The organism is Moraxella sp. CTOTU49097 (genome assembly GCF_032064105.1).
In the GTDB taxonomy this organism is placed as follows: domain Bacteria; phylum Pseudomonadota; class Gammaproteobacteria; order Pseudomonadales; family Moraxellaceae; genus Faucicola; species Faucicola osloensis_B.
Genome location: NZ_DAMBOA010000004.1, coordinates 36,649 through 54,425, shown reverse-complemented (window position 1 = coordinate 54,425; position 17,777 = coordinate 36,649). Strand labels below are relative to the sequence as shown.

Here is a 17,777-nt window from a genome sequence, read left to right as displayed (position 1 = left end):
ATGAAGGCAACATTAACCAGGCATCATTATAGCAAGAATGGATAAAAATTTTGTGTTTTTAGGCAAAAATCATCTTGACAGCAAAATAAGTTTTCAATAAAATACGCCCACTCTTAGGCAAAGCAGTCTAAATAATTCCCAAAAATGGGGCTATAGCTCAGTTGGTAGAGCACTTGCATGGCATGCAAGGGGTCAGCGGTTCGACTCCGCTTAGCTCCACCACTATTAAGTCTGCTTAGAGCACCTCGTGCGATTGCGTCCCCATCGTCTAGAGGCCTAGGACATCGCCCTTTCACGGCGGTAACCGGGGTTCGAATCCCCGTGGGGACGCCACTTATTTAAAAAAAGCCATTGTCTAACGGACGATGGCTTTTTTGTTTTTGCTATCTGTTTGTGGTAGGCATTTTTGGTATATAGTGTTGCCTTGCCACATCCTAGGTTAAATAGGTTACATAGCTTACAATGTTTTGCTTTTCTCCATGCCGCATGCGCCCACCCCGCAAAATCAATTTTCCTTGCCCTTAGTTCACGCTTTGTCATCAAAATTAGCATATAATTGAGCGCGCAATTGCGTATGGGATAAATAATTTTGGCTATCTGCTTTTAGCTACTTGATTCTAGCTACATGATTTTAGCCACTAAATTTTACCACTCGGGATTTTACCACTCGAGTGTTGACTCGCTGATTTTAAGCTATTGGGAAACTGGGCGAAGACTATGGCAAATTTTAACACCCACATAAGCGTGGCTTTTGTCGCAAGTGGCGTCACTGGCTTGGTGATTTATAAAGCCGGGATGCTGACCGCGCCTGAATATTTGATGTGTGTGGTGGCTGGTACCATTGGTGGCTTGCTGCCCGATATTGATTTGGACCACTCGGTACCCGCGACCGTAGGATTTAATGTCGTATCGCTGCTGACGGCATTTTTTATCGTTATCTTGTGTGTCGGACAGTTTTCGTTGGTGGCATTGGCAGGATTGTGGTTAGCCTCTTATTTGCTGATGCGCTACGGTGTGTTTAATTTATATAGCAAACTGACGGTGCATCGTGGCATCGTGCACTCGATTCCCTATCTGGGGATTATGGCGATGACCCTCGTATACGCCAGCTTTTATGGCTTTAAGCAAGGCGCTGTTATCAGTTGGTTTTTGGGGCTATTTTTGATGTTTGGCGCCATTGTTCATCTGCTGTTAGATGAGATGTTTAGCGTCAACCTGTTAGGGCTGAGTGTCAAAAAATCTTTTGGTACCGCGTTTAAAGTGTTTAAATTCGATCAAATAGGCTGGTATTTGGGCTTATATGCCGTGCTGGCTGCCCTGATTGTGTTTGCCCCGCCGTTTAAAGTATTTTGGCAGACGCTACAAGACCCGATTAGTTGGCTTATTTTAAAGAAAAATATCTTGCCTACCGCCATCAACCTACCGAACATTCATTAACATGACACATACGTCACCTTGCCCGTGCGGCTCTACACTGTCTTATGCTGATTGCTGTGCGCCCCTGCATTTGGGGCAAAAAATCGCCGACACAGCCGAACAGCTTATGCGCTCACGCTACTGTGCGTTTGTGTTTCAACATGTCGAATATATCGTTGCCACCACCGCGCCTTTTCAGCAGCCGCTACTCGATACCCAAGCGATTAGCGACTGGGCAAAACAGACCAACTGGGCAGGACTTGAAGTCGTCAACCATCTAGCAAAACTTGGCAAACGCCATGCACAAGTTGAGTTTAAAGCCTACTTTCACTCAACCACTGGCAAGGATGCGCATCATGAACTTTCTACCTTCGTCAACATCCCCAGCGGTCGCATAAACCGTTGGTATTTTTTGGATCCGACAGTGGTCATGTCTGTCACCCAAAAGCAGCCTTGTCTTTGTGGCAGTGGTGAGAAATACAAACGCTGCTGCGGACAGTTTTTGGCTTAATCGCTGCGCCATTGATAACAAAAAATTTAACAACCGCTCTACAATTTTTTTGTTTTTTAAAAGGGCTTTTTTGCTAGACTAATTTTATTTGCCATAAAGACAACGATGTTAAAGGAGAGTCTCATGCCAGCCCTACGCCAAGATATTGATCCAGACGGTTTATTAGAATACTCTGTGGTCTACACCGACCGCTCGCTCAATCACATGTCCAAAAAATTCCAAACTGTGATGAATGATTTGTCCACAAGTTTAAAAAACGTGTATAACGCCGATGCGGTGGCAATCGTGCCGGGTACAGGGAGTTACGGTATGGAAGCGGTTGCGCGCCAGCTTGCCACTGACCAAACAGTGCTTATCATCCGCAACGGGTTTTTTAGTTTTCGCTGGACGCAAATCCTTGAAAAAGGTCGTATTACGGATGACGTGACCGTCCTGACCGCACACATCGGTGACAACAGCGATTCAATTGGGCAACAACAGCAGTTTGAGCCAGTGGCAATCGAGACGGCTGTCGCTGAGATTCAATCCAAAAAACCTGCGGTGGTATTTGCCCCCCATGTCGAAACCGCGGCAGGCTTGATGCTCCCTGATGACTACATCAAGCAACTTGCCGATGCGGTGCACAGTGTCGGTGGTTTACTGGTCATTGACTGTATTGCATCAGGCTGCGTGTGGCTTGATATGAAAGCGTTGGGCATTGACGTGCTCATCTCTGCCCCACAAAAAGGCTGGTCAAGCACGCCATGTGCGGGGTTAGTGATGATGAATGAACAAGCCGTTGCCAAAGTGGAAGCCACCGAATCGACCAGTTTTGGGCTGGATCTCAAACAGTGGCTCACTATCATGCGCGCTTATGAAAATGGCGGTCATGCGTATCATGCGACGATGCCAACCGATGGGCTGACCAAATTCCGCGATACCGTCAAAGAAGCCGAAGCGATTGGACTTGATAAGCTCAAAAGCGCCCAATTTGAATTGGGTGAAAAAGTGCTCTCTGTCCTCAATCAACACGATATTATCAGCGTCGCAGCTGAAGGCTACCAAGCACCGGGTGTGATTGTAGTTTATACTGAGCGTGATGATATGCACAAAGGTGCAGCATTTGCAGCCCAAGGCTTACAAATTGCAGGCGGGGTCCCACTGAAAGTTGGCGAACCCGACAGCTTTAAAACATTCCGTTTGGGTCTATTTGGGTTAGATAAATTAACAGATGTCGACGGCACAGTCAGCCGTTTTAAGCAAGCGCTTGAGAAAGTATTAGCTTAATTATCAGCGTATGCATTAGCGCATTGATTAGCAGAACAACGGTTTATTTTAAAAGCTCTGTCAATTTAAAAGCTCTGGGAAACAGGGCTTTTTTTATCTCTTAACACTCACTCATACAACCTTTTTGCCATGCGAAAGGTATTGCAATGAGCTTCCACCACATCGTCGATGTTTTCTGAGTAACCGCCACCCATCACCACCGCCACTGGAATTCCATGAGCTTTGGCTTGGCTAAATACAAATGCATCACGCTTGGCGCAGCCGTCACGGGTGAGCGCAAGTTTACCGAGCTTATCGGTGGCGAGCACATCCACAGCGGACTGGTAAAACAGCATATCGGGTTTCACTTTTGCAATAAGTCTGGGCAGCGTATCCATTAATATGGCTAAATATGCCTCATCGCCTGTCTCGTTTGGCAAATCAATATCCAAATCGGATGCTTGCTTGCGAAACGGATAGTTTTTTGCGCCATGCATGCTAAAGGTAAATACTCGGGGTTCATTTGCCATCAAATGCGCTGTACCGTTGCCTTGATGGACATCCAAATCCACGGTCAGAATTTGGGTCGCCTGTCCACGTGCCAACAATAAATTACTCGCCACCGCCACATCGTTAAACACGCAAAACCCTTCGCCATGATCGGCAAACGCATGGTGGGTACCGCCTGCGATATTGAGCGCGACACCAAATTGTTTGGCAAATAACGCACATTCATAAGTGCCGTGGGTAATCACCCGTTCCCGCTCAACGAGCCTTGGCGTCATCTCAAAGCCGATGGCGCGCGCGTCCTTGGCGGGCAATGTTTGGTGTTTTAGATGCTGCCAGTACGTTTGTGTATGTGTGGTGAGAATTTCGTCTTCGCTCAATCGCTGCGGGGCAAAAAAATTGGCTTGGGTCAATGTACCCTCCGCCAATAACCGCTCTGCAATCATCGGGTATTTTTGCATAGGGAAACGGTGACGTTCGGGAACGTCATATTTAAAAATATCGGAATAAGCAACTTTGAGCATGGCTTTCTCAATCAAACTATAAAAAAGTAAATGCTTAGTTTATCGTTTAAATAACCATTTCATAACAACAATTTTTAAGAGATTTGCTAAACTGTTTTTACAAGACAAATGTATAGCAAAATTCATCAAAAGGACTGGTCATGTCGTTATATATTGGTGTTAATAAATTGGCTGAAATGAAGCAACTCGATGAAGAAGGCTTTGCCCATTATCAGCAAGTGTTTAGCCATCTTAATCAAGTGCTAAAGGACAAGGGTTTACCCACTTATCGAGAGCCAGACGAGCCTATCGCCGAGAAAAGCCGAGCACCGCTTAAAAGCTTTCCGTATCTTTGGCTGCATTATCTACGTTGGGTTGAAGTGCAAATCTCTCATAATCCACAAACTCGCCTGACGCCTATCAATGATGACGAATTGCGTGCCAATCTGCAAGATGTTGATTATGTGGACTTTATGGATGACCCACTGATTAATCACGCCGATAATGAAGGCTATTATCTGCCTGTGGACTTTGACGAAGTGCTGTATGATAAAGCACAAAATCAAGATATCGGCTCAAGCCAACAACTCATGGCAGTGCTACAAGATATAGCTAGCTATCTTGGGATTCAGCTCGTTGATGGGCAGTTATCAGACCCAGAAATGACTCGTCTAAGCCAAATCATCGACTCACAGCAAGACTTTTACCGTGAAATTGCGGTTTGGGTAGCATTATTTGAAGCCAGTCGGTTAAGTATCAAATACCAAACGGCGATTGTGTTTGATTAATTTGACTTATACCTTGAGTCTAGCAAAAAATGGCAGATTACAGCGTCGCCCCTACTTTGCGGGCGATGGCAATGCCTTCTTCAATGGTTAAGCAGGTCGGATTATCAGGGGTATCTTTAAATAAAATATCACCATCCCGAAACATCAAACATTCATCCACATACAGCTGTTGCCAGTGTTCGTTGTAAGTCAAAGGAATGGTAGTAATCAAGGTCACTTTATCGGTCTGCGAGGTCACCTCGCTAAAATCAATCGCCAGCTCACTATCAGCGAGTTTCGCCTCACCAAATGGCGCTTTACGGGTGATAAAAAACAGCAAGCTCCCTGCATAGGCTAGCTGCCAATCGCCATTGCTAATGAGACAATTAAACAAGCCCAACGCCGATAACTCACGACAAATCGTGGTAAAAAACTGGAATAACACCTCGTCACTGGGCGGCTCACTAAACTGTGATTTGAGTCGATTGAGCAGATAACAAAACGCCATCTCCGAATCGGTTGTACCTACGGGCTGATAGTGGGTGGGCACAGGGCTGAGCTGGTCAATAAAATCCATCTGTAATTGCCCATTATGCGCAAATGCCCATTCCTCGCCCCATACCTCGCGGACAAATGGGTGGGTATTAGCCAAACAATTGGTGCCTTGCGTGGCTTTGCGAATATGGCTAATCACATTCATCGCCTTAATCGGATAACTATTGACTAAATCCGCCACCGGTGAGCAAAAACTTGGCTTGTCATCGTGAAATTGACGTACCCCAGCTTTACGATTACCCTGCGATAGGTCGGGATTTTTTTCAAAAAATACAATACCAAACCCATCGGTATGGATATCGGTCTGCCCGCCCCGCTTGCGAAACCCCGCAAAGCTAAAATGAATATCGGTGGGTGTGTTGCAATTCATACCCAGAAGTTGGCACATGGTGATTAGGGTTCCTTTCTACTGCAATTTTGCTGAGTCGTTATTGTCTACCAAGTCGTCATCCGCTAGTTGCGAGGTGTCATCGATATTATCGAGCAAAGCTTTGGCTTGCTCAACATCTTCAGGGGCAACCCATAGCACACCGCCTGTGTTCAATCCCATCAAATCAACGAGTTGGGTCTGTACGTTGATGCCGTTGTTTTGTAAATAGATGGCGTGGGTTTCTGCCAATAAGTTAGTCGGGTATTGGGCAAGTTTTTGCCAGTGATTGCTATCGTTCATTTCTATTGTCCTGTAAGCCTGGATTTGACAGTGAAGATAGTATAACAATTAGAGTGAATACGCCCCCAATCCTGCGTTATTCTTTTTAGGATAAACGTAATCGGGGCTCTCTTTTGTCCTTGTTTTACCAATCTATTTGTTTTATCAATGTACCTATTGACGATTTGGTAAATTATGCCATGCGATAAAAACACCGCAATGCCTTATTTAACCTTCCCCCAATGAAAGCTAGCTAGGCGTTTCATTAAATCAGGATTTTTCACCATAATATTATCGCCCGTGCGACCTTGCTGACGGTTATAATAAATCACATTCAAACGCAGCAGCCAAAATGTCACGCCCGCCATAGCAAGCATAATCGGCAATGCCTTTTTCTCATCATCGCTCAAAGCGCGTTTGCTCTCGTACCCTTGTAAAAACGCTTGCATTTTGGCGTCATCAAAATTCACCGCTTCGCCATCATTGGCGTTGCCCCAAGTGGTGCAAAAATCATTAATAGTAATCGCCACATCCATCACAAAATGTTCAACACTGACTTCGGTAAAATCAAGCAAACCTGTGAGTGTTGGCTGGGTTTCATCACTAAAATCCCACAGCGTGTTATCGGCAAACATATCTAGATGACATAAACCTGTTGGCAAATTTTTGCTCGCTACGGTTTCGTAGGCTTGCCAAATATCATTCATCAGTTTGGCTTCATCGCTTGGCATAAACTTGGTTTCACGGTCACGCACCAAATGCCAAGGATATAACTCAACGCCATAGTTTTGTGCAGGGGTCAAGGTTTGCAAGGTTTGGTGAAGAACGGCTAAAGCCTCGCCCATTTGACGGCACATATCAGGTGTGGTTGCTTTTGGGTGACCGCCCGAGAGTTTTGGTGACACCACAATGGCTTTGTTGTCAAAATACAGCAAAAACTCGCCGTTTTTGGCGGCTAGCGGTGCTGCTACGGGTAGCTGGTCTTTTAGGCGATTTAGGATAATCGCCATTTTTTGAATTTCATGCGGTTTGCGTTCTTCAAACAAGGTAAATACATAAGACGGCTCGCCGGCTTTGTCCGTGGTTGTTTCAATAAACCAATTACTGTTTTTGATACCCTGTGTGATAGGTATGGCTTTGGCAAAATCCACGCCAAATTGTTGGCAAAAATCACTAAATTGTTGGTCAGTCAACTGGGTATATACAGACATAAGGCATCCTTGAAGCGCAGCACACCGATAAAACTGCGGTAATGGCAAAGTAAATTTGATAAACTTACGGCTATTATAGAAGGAAATCGAATATGTTAGCAAAACGAATTATCCCTTGCCTTGATGTTGACAATGGTCGGGTGGTCAAAGGTGTGCAATTTGTCGATATCAAAGACGCGGGCGACCCTGTTGAAGTGGCGCAGCGCTACAACGAACAAGGCGCGGATGAAATCACTTTTTTGGATATCACCGCTACCCATCATGGACGCGACACTACCTATCACACGGTTGAACGCATGGCAGAGACCGTATTTGTACCGCTGACCGTGGGCGGCGGGGTGCGTAAAGTCGATGATATTCGTCACTTGCTAAACGCGGGCGCGGATAAAGTATCGATTAATTCAGCGGCAATTTTTAACCCTGAGTTTGTCGGTGAAGCGGCAGCGCGTTTTGGCAGTCAGTGTATTGTGGTCGCGATTGATGCCAAAAAAGTGGCTGACAATCAATGGGAAATCTTTACCCATGGGGGACGCAAAGCGACTGGCATTGATGCGGTGGCATGGGCGGTCAAAATGGCAGGGTTTGGGGCGGGTGAACTGCTTGTGACCTCAATGGATTCAGATGGTACCAAAAACGGCTATGATATCGCCTTGATGAAACGCATTACAGATAGTGTGAATGTGCCAGTGATTGCCTCGGGTGGTGTTGGTAATTTGCAACACTTGGCAGATGGGGTACTGCAAGGCGGTGTTGATGCGGTACTAGCGGCGAGTATTTTCCATTTTGGCGAATATACCGTGGGCGAAGCCAAGCAGTTTATGGCACAGCAAGGCATTGAAATGCGCTTGTAATGGCGAGCCTTGTGAGAACGATAGCCGTTGGTAATAACTAAAAGGGCACAGCAAAAAATAGCCCAAGCTAGCCAAAACTGCTATAATATTGGCATTTTCGATAATGACTAAATTGCCATGTTTCCACTCATTTTAATTCACCCGCAATGGGATCCTGTCGCTCTGCATTTGGGACCTGTCCAAGCCCACTGGTACGGGCTGATGTATTTACTGGCTTTTGCTGCCGCTTATGCGTTGGCTTGGTATCGTACTAAATCACGCCCAGACTGGAATGCCGACATGGTCGCTGACCTGGTATTTTACGGGGCGATGGGCGTGATTCTAGGCGGTCGTATCGGCTATGTACTGTTTTATCAATTAAGCGAATTTTTAGCCAATCCGATGTATTTGTTCAAAATCAACCAAGGCGGTATGTCGTTTCATGGGGGATTTTTGGGTGTCGCCATCGCAATGCTATTTTTTGCCCGCAAATACAAAAAGAACATTTGGAATGTGCTAGATTTTATTATTCCCTGCGTGCCAACCGGACTGCTGTTTGGTCGTATTGGCAATTTTATCAATGGCGAATTGTGGGGTCGGGTGTCTGACGGTGGTTACAACTGGCTGATGCTGTTCCCGCAAGCGGTCAATGAAGACAATGAACTGCTCAAACAAAGCCCTGCCCTGCAAAGCCTTGCGCAGACCTTTATGATTGATGGCAACAATTATTTGTTACTCCCCCGCCATCCGTCACAGCTGTATCAGGCTTTTACTGAAGGGGTGGTACTGTTTGTTTTGGTTTGGTGGTTTGCCAGCCGGCCGCGTCCGCGTATGGCAGTCAGTGGTTTGTTTGTGATGGGCTACGGTATTGCGCGTTTTATTACCGAATTCTTCCGCCAACCTGATGCTGACCAAGGTTTTATTTTATTAGGGTGGATGACAAAAGGGCAAATCTTAAGCCTACCGATGATTATCGGCGGTTTGGTTTTATTGATTTGGGCGTATAAAAACCAAATTTACGATTGGGGCAGTCAAAAGAATGTGGACTAACAAAGAAAACTAACCAAGGAACTCATCACGCATGATTACGTCAAAGAACGAACAAGCCTATTTGGATTTACTTAAACTGGTGCTAGATAACGGCATGCAAAAAGGCGACCGTACGGGCACGGGTACCATCAGCTATTTTGGCGCGCAGATGCGGTTTGATTTGAATGAGGGTTTTCCCCTACTGACCACCAAAAAAATCCATACCAAAAGCGTGATTTATGAGCTGCTTTGGTTTTTAAAAGGCGATACCCATGTCCAATACTTGCAGGACAATGGTGTACGCATTTGGAATGAATGGGCAACCGCCGAGCAAACTGCCCGCTTTGGCAAGCCTGAAGGTGAACTTGGCGCGGTATACGGACACCAGTGGCGCAACTTCGGGGCAAGCAAAAAAGCGGACGGCAGCTACCATTCAGACGGTTTTGACCAAATCAGTTGGGTGGTGAATGAAATCAAAAACAACCCAAACTCGCGCCGTTTGATTGTCTCTGGCTGGAATCCTTTGGAGGCCAACGAAGTGGCCTTGCCCCCTTGTCATACCCTGTTTCAGTTTTTTGTCGCCGATGGCAAATTATCTTGTCAGTTGTACCAACGCTCGGCGGATTTGTTTTTGGGTGTACCTTTTAACATTGCCAGCTATGCCTTGCTTACCCACATGATAGCCCATGTGACCGGGCTTGGCGTCGGTGAGTTTGTGTGGACGGGCGGTGATTGTCATATCTATAACAATCATTTACAGCAAGTGCATGAGCAGCTTAGCCGCGAGCCGTTTGCGCTACCCAAACTTTGGCTCAACCCTGACATTACTGACATTTTTGCGTTTGATTTTAACGATATAAAAATTGAAAATTATCAAAGCCATGCCACAATTAAGGCTGAAGTCTCTGTATAAGCTTACAATCCAATGCCAAAACTCACAACAATAAGGATAAATCATGAGTTATTCTAATGTGGAAGTCGCCCAAATCGTGGCGATGAGCCAAAACCGCGCCATTGGCAAAGACAATCAATTGCCTTGGCACATCTCTGAGGACTTGAAACATTTTAAAAAACATACCAATGGCGGTATCGTGATTATGGGTCGCAAGACCTTTGAATCCATGGGCGCAAAACCCTTGCCCAACCGTACCAATTTTGTGATTACCACCAACTTGGATTACCAAGTAGATGATGATGCCGTTATTGTGATGCACAACCTAGATGACGCATTGACCCAAGCCTCATCACTGGCGCATGGTAAAGGTTTACAAACGATTTGGGTGATTGGTGGCGAAAAAGTCTTCCAACAAGCGCTGCTGTTTAGTGATCGCTTAGAAATCACTCAGGTCGATACCGTGATTGACAACGCAACGGCATTTTATCCAGAGATTACCAGTGATTTTGTCAAAACATCAGAAAGTGAAAAATTCACGGATGAGCAAAACGGGTTAAGCTATCAGTTTGTCACTTACCAAAAAGCTTAAGCTTGACAGTGACGACTTAGCGCACAAAAAAACCACGTTATCTAACGTGGTTTTTTTATGCAGTTGTGGTTTTTTTATTTAGGTATCGATGTTTTATTTTGATTGTTCTTGAGATTTGACCGCTGAGGCAACAGGTGGTGCGATATTTGGGGTTTCACCTGTTTTGGCTTTAATCTCTGCTTTGGCTTCAGCCGTTGAGGCATTGCGCGCTTCAATGGTCGATGTTTTTGCAGTAGCCGTTGGTGCAGAAGATGGCGTCATCGAGGCATTATCTGGGCTGGCAACCGTGGCATTTGGACCTGTTGCGGTGTCTGCATTGGCAGTGGCGGTGGTGGTTTCACCCGCCGCAGGTGAGGTTGCCGCAGGCGTCGAACCTGCTGGTTTGGCAGCGGCAGCAGCAGATGCAGCGGCTTTGGCTTCCACTTCAGCATTGAGTTTTGCAACGTCGACATGGTTACCAGCGGGGCGAACAATTGCTGAAATAAGGATTAATAAAACCAAGCCTAGAAACGCTAAAATGCCAATTAAAGCGTAACTAAGTTCTTTTTTGACATTGTTTTCCACGACTTCATGATGAGCCATCGTAAACCTCACTGTAAATCATTGGGGCAAGAGTTGTTGAATCTAAATGAATTCAAGTCTATTTTTTAACTATTATACGGAACTTTGTAACCATTATATACTAAATTTTTGCAATTGGTGACAAAACCTTACTGCATCTAAGGTTTTTAACGTGTTTTACGAATCAGCCAACTAATCAGTAGCAATAGCGCTGCCAGTGCCAAGATAGGATAACTACCCCAGCGCATAAATGGCGTATTACCAACGCGCGATTGGATCTCACCCCGTAGCACCGTCCGCTCAAAGGCTGGCGCTTTGGCAACAATATTGCCTTTATCATTGATGATTGCGGTCACGCCCGTATTGGTCGCGCGCATAAACCAGCGACCGGTTTCAATCGAGCGCATTTGCACCATTTGTAGATGCTGTAATGGACCTGCCGATGTGCCAAACCAAGCATCATTGGATACGGTCAATAAAAAGTCGGTATTTTTGGCATTGCGACGGGTGGTATCAGGATAGGCGACTTCATAACAAATCGCCACGCCGACTGGGTGGTTTTTGACTTGCAAGGGCGCTTGGTGCGCAGAACCACTGCGAAAACTCATGGTGCCGCCCATCAAGTTTGGTAATGCCCAATCTAACATACCTTCAAACGGGATATATTCGCCCACGGGTACCAAATTTTGCTTTTTGTATAAGCCTTTGGCATCGGCGCCCAAAGCAATCACACTGTTGTAAAATGGCTCGTATTTATCAACTTTTGGGTCATATTCATTGACATCGACATACGGAATACCGGTGAGCCATGCGCTATTGCTTTCGCGGGCTTGGGCAGCAATTTGGCTGATAAAGGGCATGGCATCGGTTTGAAACATCGGAATTGACGACTCTGGCCATAAGACAATGTCCTGCCCCCATTCTGTTTTACTCAAGCCTGCATAGATACCCAGTGTTTGGATTTGGTATTCTTGCAGCCATTTTAAGTCCTGCGGAATATTGCCTTGTACTAAGGAGACTTTCAGATTCGGCGTGCCTTTGGGGGTCGTCCATTGCGGGGCAATAAGCCACAGCGCAACGCTTGCCAGTAACATCACAGCCGATGGGATTAAATAACGGTATTTTTTTCGCGCCGCTTCCACCAGACTGGCTGAGACAAACACCGATACAAAGCTCAGCGCCAACACCCCAAAGATTGGCGCAAGGCTCGTCAGCCAAGGTTGTGCTGTATAAGCATAGCCCACAAATAGCCAAGGAAAACCCGTAAATAGCCAGGTCTTTAACCACTCTTGTACCACCCATAACGACGCAAAGCTTAGCGGCTGTTTTGCCACAAAGCGGTTAAAAATGACCGCCAAGGCACCATGAAACAATCCCATCCCTAAGCCAACAAAACCAATCATCAGTAAGGCTAACAAGGTAGGGGTATCGCCATAGGTATGGATGGAGGTAAACAACCAAAACGCACCCACGCTCCACAATCCCATGCCATACATTTCACCAAGCCAAAACGCCCGCCAATTTGACATTGGGGGCAATAATAGCCAATATAGCACCAGTGGCGATAACAGTGCCACTAGCCAAAAATCATAAGGCGCTAACGCAAAGACAAATGCCGCACCCGCAAGCCAAGCCAGCACCAGTTTGGGTAACAGGGGCTGTTTGGTATTTGCAGATTTGGCACTATCGTGATGAGATTGTATAGAAAGTTGCTTTTTTAGGGACTGGGTAGTAAGACGCATTGGCGAGTATTGCCTTTAGGGTTAAACGGTTTTGCAAACATAAGTAATGGGACTAATCGTCGAGCTGATTATACCCTTTAACCAGTTCAATTTCTTGGATAAATCGACCATCTGCTGACAATACCGTCAAACGACAATCATCAATAAAGACGGTTTGACCCAATACTTCATTGACTTCGCCAAGCTCTTGCATGACCAGTCCACCCATACTGGCGACATCCTCACTATCAAAATGGGTACCTAGCTGTTCATTACAGTCTGAGACTGAGGTGATGGATTGCACAATCCATGTGTCAGGCTGGTTTGGCACAGGCACTATATGATTGATATCGGTGTCTTCTTCGATGTCGTCATGCTCATCGATGATATCACCGACAATTTCCTCGAGTAAGTCTTCCATCGTCACCACGCCTGCTGTCACCCCAAACTCATCAATGACGATTGCCATATGAATTTGGTTTTTTTGAAACAGACGCAGCAGGTTGTCAGAGCGCGCAGTTTCACTGATATAAATTGGCTGGCGTACAATCTTCTCAAGATTAAAATGGTCAATATTTTGACCTTGCGCCTTGGCGACCAAAAACGGAATCAAATCTTTGGCAAGTAAGATACCCATTACTGTGTCTTTGTTGTCATCGGTAAATACAGGATAACGCGAATGGGCGGTTTCCATATAGAGCGACATGATGTCTTGCAAGTTTTGGTGCTGGGTGATGCCTGCAACGTGGCTGACAGGGGTCATGATTTCTCGCACTTGAATAGCGGGTAAATCTAAGACACCCTCTAACATATCGACGGTGTCGGGCGCCAAAAATCGACGCGAATCATGTACCAATTTGACTAGTTCATCACGGGTTTCAGGGGCGGTGGATAGCCAGCGTTTCAGACCGCGTGACCAGCTACTGCTTTGTTGTTTGTTTGACAGGTGTGAACTCGAATTGTCGTCTGACATAGCCGACGAGACCCTCATATGGCGAAAGATTTTTTTACCTTACCTTAAGCCCATGATGATTGCAATGGTATTTTTCTTAATTTTATTGTATTTTTTGGCTGATTTTACTCATCCATCAGCTTGTTGAATACTAGCAAAGCCTTGAATAAACAAGCGCTATTGGCGAATCCAATGAATCACCCGTTCTTCTTGCTCAAGCTCAGAGACTTCAGTTTCGGACTGACAGCGTCCCGCCACGCTGATATTTTTTTGGCGCATCATAGTTTGTGTCACGGCGGCATCTTGAGTGAGCAATAAATGCCAGCTTGGTAATGGTTGCCCGTAGTACAAGCGCTTGTAGGCGCAACTTGCCGGTAGCCAGTACATCTCGCCAATGTTATCGATGGTTAGGCTGATGCAGTCAGGTACATAGTCGCGCCTTGTTGGGTAATGTTGGCAAGCCCCTGTGGCACAATCAAGCAGTCGACAGGCGACATCACTGTATTCAACTTCATCGGTGTCATCGTCTTTAAATTTAATCAAACAACACGCCCCACAGCCATCACACAAGGCTTCCCATTCAGCTTGGGTCAATTGTTCTAACGAAAATCGCTCCCAAAATTGCGGGCGTAAGGTAACAGATTGGCTCATTATGTTTTCAACTTTTGGCTTGTATAAAACAGTGACAGTATTATAACGGAAAATGCGATGATTTCAGTATACAGTAATGCCTGTATTAACCGTTGCACTGACTTGCCACGCTCTGAGTAGCGTATGAATCCAGCGTTTTTATAACGCCAGTGTTTTATAACAATAGCAAATCAAAAATGTCATTTAAGATAACTTAACATAAGGATCCATGATGCCAATTCAAATTTTACAACTCGAATCTACCACCACCGATGGCGTGGAGCTCAAAAGCTATGTCTGTCTACCAGAATCAGCTAGCCACGATAACCCTGCCCCAGGGATTTTGGTGGCGCCTGAATGGTGGGGCGTGGTTGAGCATCCACAAAAAGTCACTGAGCGTTTAGCCGAAGCGGGTTTTGCTGCCGTCGCCATGGATGTGTATGGGGAAGGTAAACTGACCACAGATGCCGCTCAAGCCAATGAATGGATGAGCCAAATGCTCGCCGACCAAGACATGTTGATGGCGCGCTGTAAACTCATTATGGATGACTTTACCGACCTTGAAGCCGTTGACGCAAACCGTCTGGGCGCGATTGGGTTTTGCTTTGGCGGTAAAATCGCCCTAGACATGGCGCGTGAAGGCTTCCCACTTAAAGCAGTGGCGACTTTCCACGGCAACCCTACCCCAAAACAACCGGCACAAAAAGGCAAATTCACCGCCAAAGTATTGGTGGCACATGGTGAAGCCGATAGCATGGTATCGATGGATGCCATTGAAGGACTAAAAAAAGAGCTGGATAACGCCGATGTAGAATACACAGTCGATGTGTACGAAGGCGCCAAGCACGGCTTTACCAATCCTAATGCTGACAAACGCGCCGAAGAAAATGGCGTGGATTTGGGTTATGATGCCGATGCTGCAAAAGCCAGCTGGGATGAAATGATTGCGTTTATGCAGGACAATCTTGTATAACATACAGCCGTTACATCGTTAGTCCCAAAAGCAATATCCATCATGATATTGCTTTTTTTATGCCTACGTCCCAGTTTGGGTCCAGCTTTGTTAACTCTGTTGTCAGTCACTATTGAATACTAACTAGAAAGTCTTATATAGCTATCACGATAGTAACCCGATGGTGAATTTTGAACGCACATCCGAACACTAGCCACTCAATAATGCAAAGTCCCAATCAGCACTTAAGCCACAATCATGCCGAAGCGCATACCGAAGCGCATACCGAAATAGAGCTTGATAGTTTTGCGCCGCGTATTTTGACCTGGTTTGACCATAGCGGGCGTCATGATTTGCCGTGGCAGCAGCATCTGCTTGACACGCCAGACCCCTATCCGGTGTGGTTATCTGAAATCATGCTACAGCAGACCCAAGTGGCGACGGTGATTCCTTATTTTGAGCGATTTATGGCAAGTTTCCCCACCGTGCAGGATTTGGCAAACGCATCTTGGGAGCAAGTCGCTGAGCACTGGGCAGGGCTGGGTTACTATGCGCGTGCGCGCAACCTGCATAAAGGTGCCAAGCAGCTGGTGGATATCATCGAGCAAACTGGCAAATTTCCGCAAACGGTTGCCCACTGGGAGCAGATTTCAGGGGTGGGTCAATCTACGGCAGGCGCGATTGTGGCGATGGGCGTCAGAGCTGACCAATATGGCGGTGACAGGGGGGTGATTTGCGATGGTAATGTCAAACGTGTGCTGACCCGTTGGGCTGGTATTGACGGCGATATCACCAAAACTGCCACAACCAAAGCGCTTTGGCAACTCGCCGAGCGCCTAACACCGACCCGTGACAGCGGACACTACGCCCAAGCGATGATGGATATGGGGGCGACGCTATGCACCAAAGCCAAACCTGCCTGCCTATTGTGTCCTGTGCAAGCCGACTGCGTAGCAAATGCCCAAGGTAAGCAAAGTTTTTATCCGGTAAAAAGTAAAAAATCGCCCAATCCGTCTAAGTTTTCGCTAGCGTTAAAGCTAGTTTGCGATGACAAAACCTTGTGGCTACAACGTCCTGACACTGGGATTTGGGGCGGACTGTGGTGTTTACCATTGGCATTTATCAAAAAACAATCGGGCGAAAAAAAACCAGGCGCGCCACTACTGGCAACTTGGCAGCAAGAGACGACATTTGAAGTCGAATACAATATCGCTGAGCAGATTATTTTTGAATTCTTACAAGCCGAGCAGCTGCTAAATATCCAGCAGGTTAATTTAGATAGCCCTGATACTGTCAAACATAGCCTTACCCATTTTCATTGGTTTTTGACCCCGCTGACCATGACGCTGACCATAGAGCAAGGTATGCGGCTGACGCAAACACTGCAACAAGCGCTGCAAACGCTGTCATGGGTAGATGATTCAGCGCAAAACAGCTTAGCCAAACCGAAAGCCATGCAGCTATTGACAAAGGGTTAATGCTTGTAGAATCGTCGCAGGCATTAAGTCAGGGATGATAGTTATGTTAAGATTGGTCTGCTGTAATAACATTTGCTGTGCAATACGCGACTGCAAGACCAAATAATAACAATTGGCAACCATTTGAGTGTTTGCTGTTAGTTGTTGCCAGTTTTGCCAGGCAGTCAAACTTGAGATGAGTACAATGATGGGTTGGTTGTGGCTCTGCGTTTGCTGCCAAACCGCGAATGCGTGGGTGGTTGCGCTTGGTAAAACCCGTTGGTACAAGTTTAGCAAATGTACTTGCACACCTTTTGCCGCCAATGTATCCGCCAATAATTCTCGCCCGCCGATGCCGCGCCATACCTGCAAATAATCGCCTTTACCAAGCGCTTGGATTACCGGCAAATTCAATAGCCCTTCATTGTTTTGCGCGCGTTTTTCATCAGGAAAGATAACCGTGGGCGCTGGCAACTCTGTGAGCTGCTGCCAGGTCTGGTTAAAGTAATTCGCGGTTTTGTCACCCACCGCAACCCAGGTAATCTTTTTGGACAATTCCGTTAGCTTGACCAAGGCGGCAAGCCTTGCTAAGCCATACTTTACTGCCGCTTCACTGACTAGTACCACCACTTGATAACGGTCAATCGTTTGTAAAACTGCTGTCTCTGCCACTGTCAACGGCTTTTCTACCAATGCCAACAGCGGCAGCTCAATCACTTTAACGCCATGCTGGCGCAAAAATAGACTTAGCGCCTTGGCTCGCTGATCGGGTCTGGTATTAATAAATTGCATGGCTA

19 protein-coding genes and 2 tRNA genes are annotated in these 17,777 nt (G+C 46.3%); 12 read left to right on the top strand and 9 right to left on the bottom strand.

The genetic code is table 11. The features are described 5' to 3' along the window. The first annotated feature begins 146 nt into the window (after window positions 1-146). From RT064_RS03970 to RT064_RS03950, 5 genes are all read left to right on the top strand, one after another. Window positions 147-222, top strand: a tRNA-Ala gene (locus RT064_RS03970). Window positions 223-257: 35 nt separating this feature from the next. After that, window positions 258-333, top strand: a tRNA-Glu gene (locus RT064_RS03965). Between the two features lie 384 nt (window positions 334-717). After that, a complete protein-coding gene (locus RT064_RS03960; RefSeq protein ID WP_313061715.1) occupies window positions 718-1,437 on the top strand; it encodes a metal-dependent hydrolase in 720 nt (239 codons plus the stop codon). 1 nt (window position 1,438) lies between these two features. Next, complete coding sequence (locus RT064_RS03955; protein ID WP_313061712.1) at window positions 1,439-1,927, top strand: YchJ family protein; 489 nt, start codon at window positions 1,439-1,441, stop codon at window positions 1,925-1,927. Between the two features lie 123 nt (window positions 1,928-2,050). Then, window positions 2,051-3,193 carry an aminotransferase class V-fold PLP-dependent enzyme gene (locus RT064_RS03950; protein WP_313061710.1) on the top strand — a complete coding sequence of 381 codons (1,143 nt, stop codon included), beginning with the start codon at window positions 2,051-2,053 and terminating at the stop codon, window positions 3,191-3,193. A gap of 107 nt (window positions 3,194-3,300) precedes the next feature. On the opposite strand, the gene RT064_RS03945 is transcribed toward RT064_RS03950, so the two are convergent. Continuing rightward, window positions 3,301-4,203, bottom strand: coding sequence for a histone deacetylase family protein (locus tag RT064_RS03945; RefSeq protein ID WP_313061707.1), 903 nt, complete (start codon window positions 4,201-4,203; stop codon window positions 3,301-3,303). Between the two features lie 140 nt (window positions 4,204-4,343). Here RT064_RS03945 and RT064_RS03940 point away from each other — a divergent pair, with 140 nt between their 5' ends. Then, window positions 4,344-4,970 (top strand): hypothetical protein, encoded by a 627-nt coding sequence (locus tag RT064_RS03940; RefSeq protein WP_204155328.1) that lies wholly within the window; start codon window positions 4,344-4,346, stop codon window positions 4,968-4,970. Between the two features lie 37 nt (window positions 4,971-5,007). On the opposite strand, the gene RT064_RS03935 is transcribed toward RT064_RS03940, so the two are convergent. The 3 genes from RT064_RS03935 to RT064_RS03925 form a co-directional block, all read right to left on the bottom strand. Next, window positions 5,008-5,892 carry a class II glutamine amidotransferase gene (locus RT064_RS03935; RefSeq protein WP_313061704.1) on the bottom strand — a complete coding sequence of 295 codons (885 nt, stop codon included), beginning with the start codon at window positions 5,890-5,892 and terminating at the stop codon, window positions 5,008-5,010. Window positions 5,893-5,910: 18 nt separating this feature from the next. Then, a complete protein-coding gene (locus RT064_RS03930) occupies window positions 5,911-6,174 on the bottom strand; it encodes a hypothetical protein (protein ID WP_313061702.1) in 264 nt (87 codons plus the stop codon). A gap of 203 nt (window positions 6,175-6,377) precedes the next feature. Further along, window positions 6,378-7,364, bottom strand: coding sequence for a homoserine kinase (locus RT064_RS03925; RefSeq protein WP_313061700.1), 987 nt, complete (start codon window positions 7,362-7,364; stop codon window positions 6,378-6,380). A 92-nt stretch (window positions 7,365-7,456) separates the two neighbouring features. Between RT064_RS03925 and hisF the strand changes: the two genes are divergently transcribed. The 4 genes from hisF to RT064_RS03905 all read left to right on the top strand — a co-directional run bounded on the left by hisF (window position 7,457) and on the right by RT064_RS03905 (window position 10,707). Further along, window positions 7,457-8,215 (top strand): imidazole glycerol phosphate synthase subunit HisF, encoded by a 759-nt coding sequence (hisF, locus tag RT064_RS03920; protein WP_007115145.1) that lies wholly within the window; start codon window positions 7,457-7,459, stop codon window positions 8,213-8,215. A 129-nt stretch (window positions 8,216-8,344) separates the two neighbouring features. Beyond that, a complete protein-coding gene (gene lgt / locus RT064_RS03915; protein WP_313061968.1) occupies window positions 8,345-9,244 on the top strand; it encodes a prolipoprotein diacylglyceryl transferase in 900 nt (299 codons plus the stop codon). Between the two features lie 31 nt (window positions 9,245-9,275). Continuing rightward, window positions 9,276-10,136 carry a thymidylate synthase gene (locus RT064_RS03910; protein ID WP_313061698.1) on the top strand — a complete coding sequence of 287 codons (861 nt, stop codon included), beginning with the start codon at window positions 9,276-9,278 and terminating at the stop codon, window positions 10,134-10,136. 43 nt (window positions 10,137-10,179) lie between these two features. Continuing rightward, entirely contained in the window at window positions 10,180-10,707 is a 528-nt protein-coding gene (locus RT064_RS03905) for a dihydrofolate reductase (RefSeq protein WP_313061695.1), read from the top strand. Between the two features lie 93 nt (window positions 10,708-10,800). Here the strand turns inward: RT064_RS03905 and RT064_RS03900 are convergent, their stop codons facing one another. The 4 genes from RT064_RS03900 to RT064_RS03885 form a co-directional block, all read right to left on the bottom strand. Continuing rightward, a complete protein-coding gene (locus RT064_RS03900; protein ID WP_062333498.1) occupies window positions 10,801-11,289 on the bottom strand; it encodes a hypothetical protein in 489 nt (162 codons plus the stop codon). 146 nt (window positions 11,290-11,435) lie between these two features. Further along, entirely contained in the window at window positions 11,436-13,010 is a 1,575-nt protein-coding gene (gene lnt / locus RT064_RS03895; RefSeq protein WP_313061692.1) for an apolipoprotein N-acyltransferase, read from the bottom strand. A gap of 52 nt (window positions 13,011-13,062) precedes the next feature. Next, window positions 13,063-13,962, bottom strand: a complete 900-nt coding sequence (locus RT064_RS03890) for a CBS domain-containing protein (protein WP_313061688.1) — start codon at window positions 13,960-13,962, stop codon at window positions 13,063-13,065. 156 nt (window positions 13,963-14,118) lie between these two features. Then, complete coding sequence (locus RT064_RS03885) at window positions 14,119-14,592, bottom strand: YcgN family cysteine cluster protein (protein WP_065264383.1); 474 nt, start codon at window positions 14,590-14,592, stop codon at window positions 14,119-14,121. A 211-nt stretch (window positions 14,593-14,803) separates the two neighbouring features. Here RT064_RS03885 and RT064_RS03880 point away from each other — a divergent pair, with 211 nt between their 5' ends. Both RT064_RS03880 and mutY read left to right on the top strand, forming a co-directional pair. Then, entirely contained in the window at window positions 14,804-15,544 is a 741-nt protein-coding gene (locus RT064_RS03880) for a dienelactone hydrolase family protein (protein ID WP_313061683.1), read from the top strand. Window positions 15,545-15,747: 203 nt separating this feature from the next. After that, entirely contained in the window at window positions 15,748-17,001 is a 1,254-nt protein-coding gene (mutY, locus tag RT064_RS03875) for an A/G-specific adenine glycosylase (RefSeq protein WP_313061681.1), read from the top strand. On the opposite strand, the gene RT064_RS03870 is transcribed toward mutY, so the two are convergent. Then, window positions 16,984-17,772, bottom strand: a complete 789-nt coding sequence (locus RT064_RS03870) for a uroporphyrinogen-III synthase (protein ID WP_313061679.1) — start codon at window positions 17,770-17,772, stop codon at window positions 16,984-16,986. The genes mutY and RT064_RS03870 overlap by 18 nt on opposite strands. Window positions 17,773-17,777 lie beyond the last annotated feature (5 nt).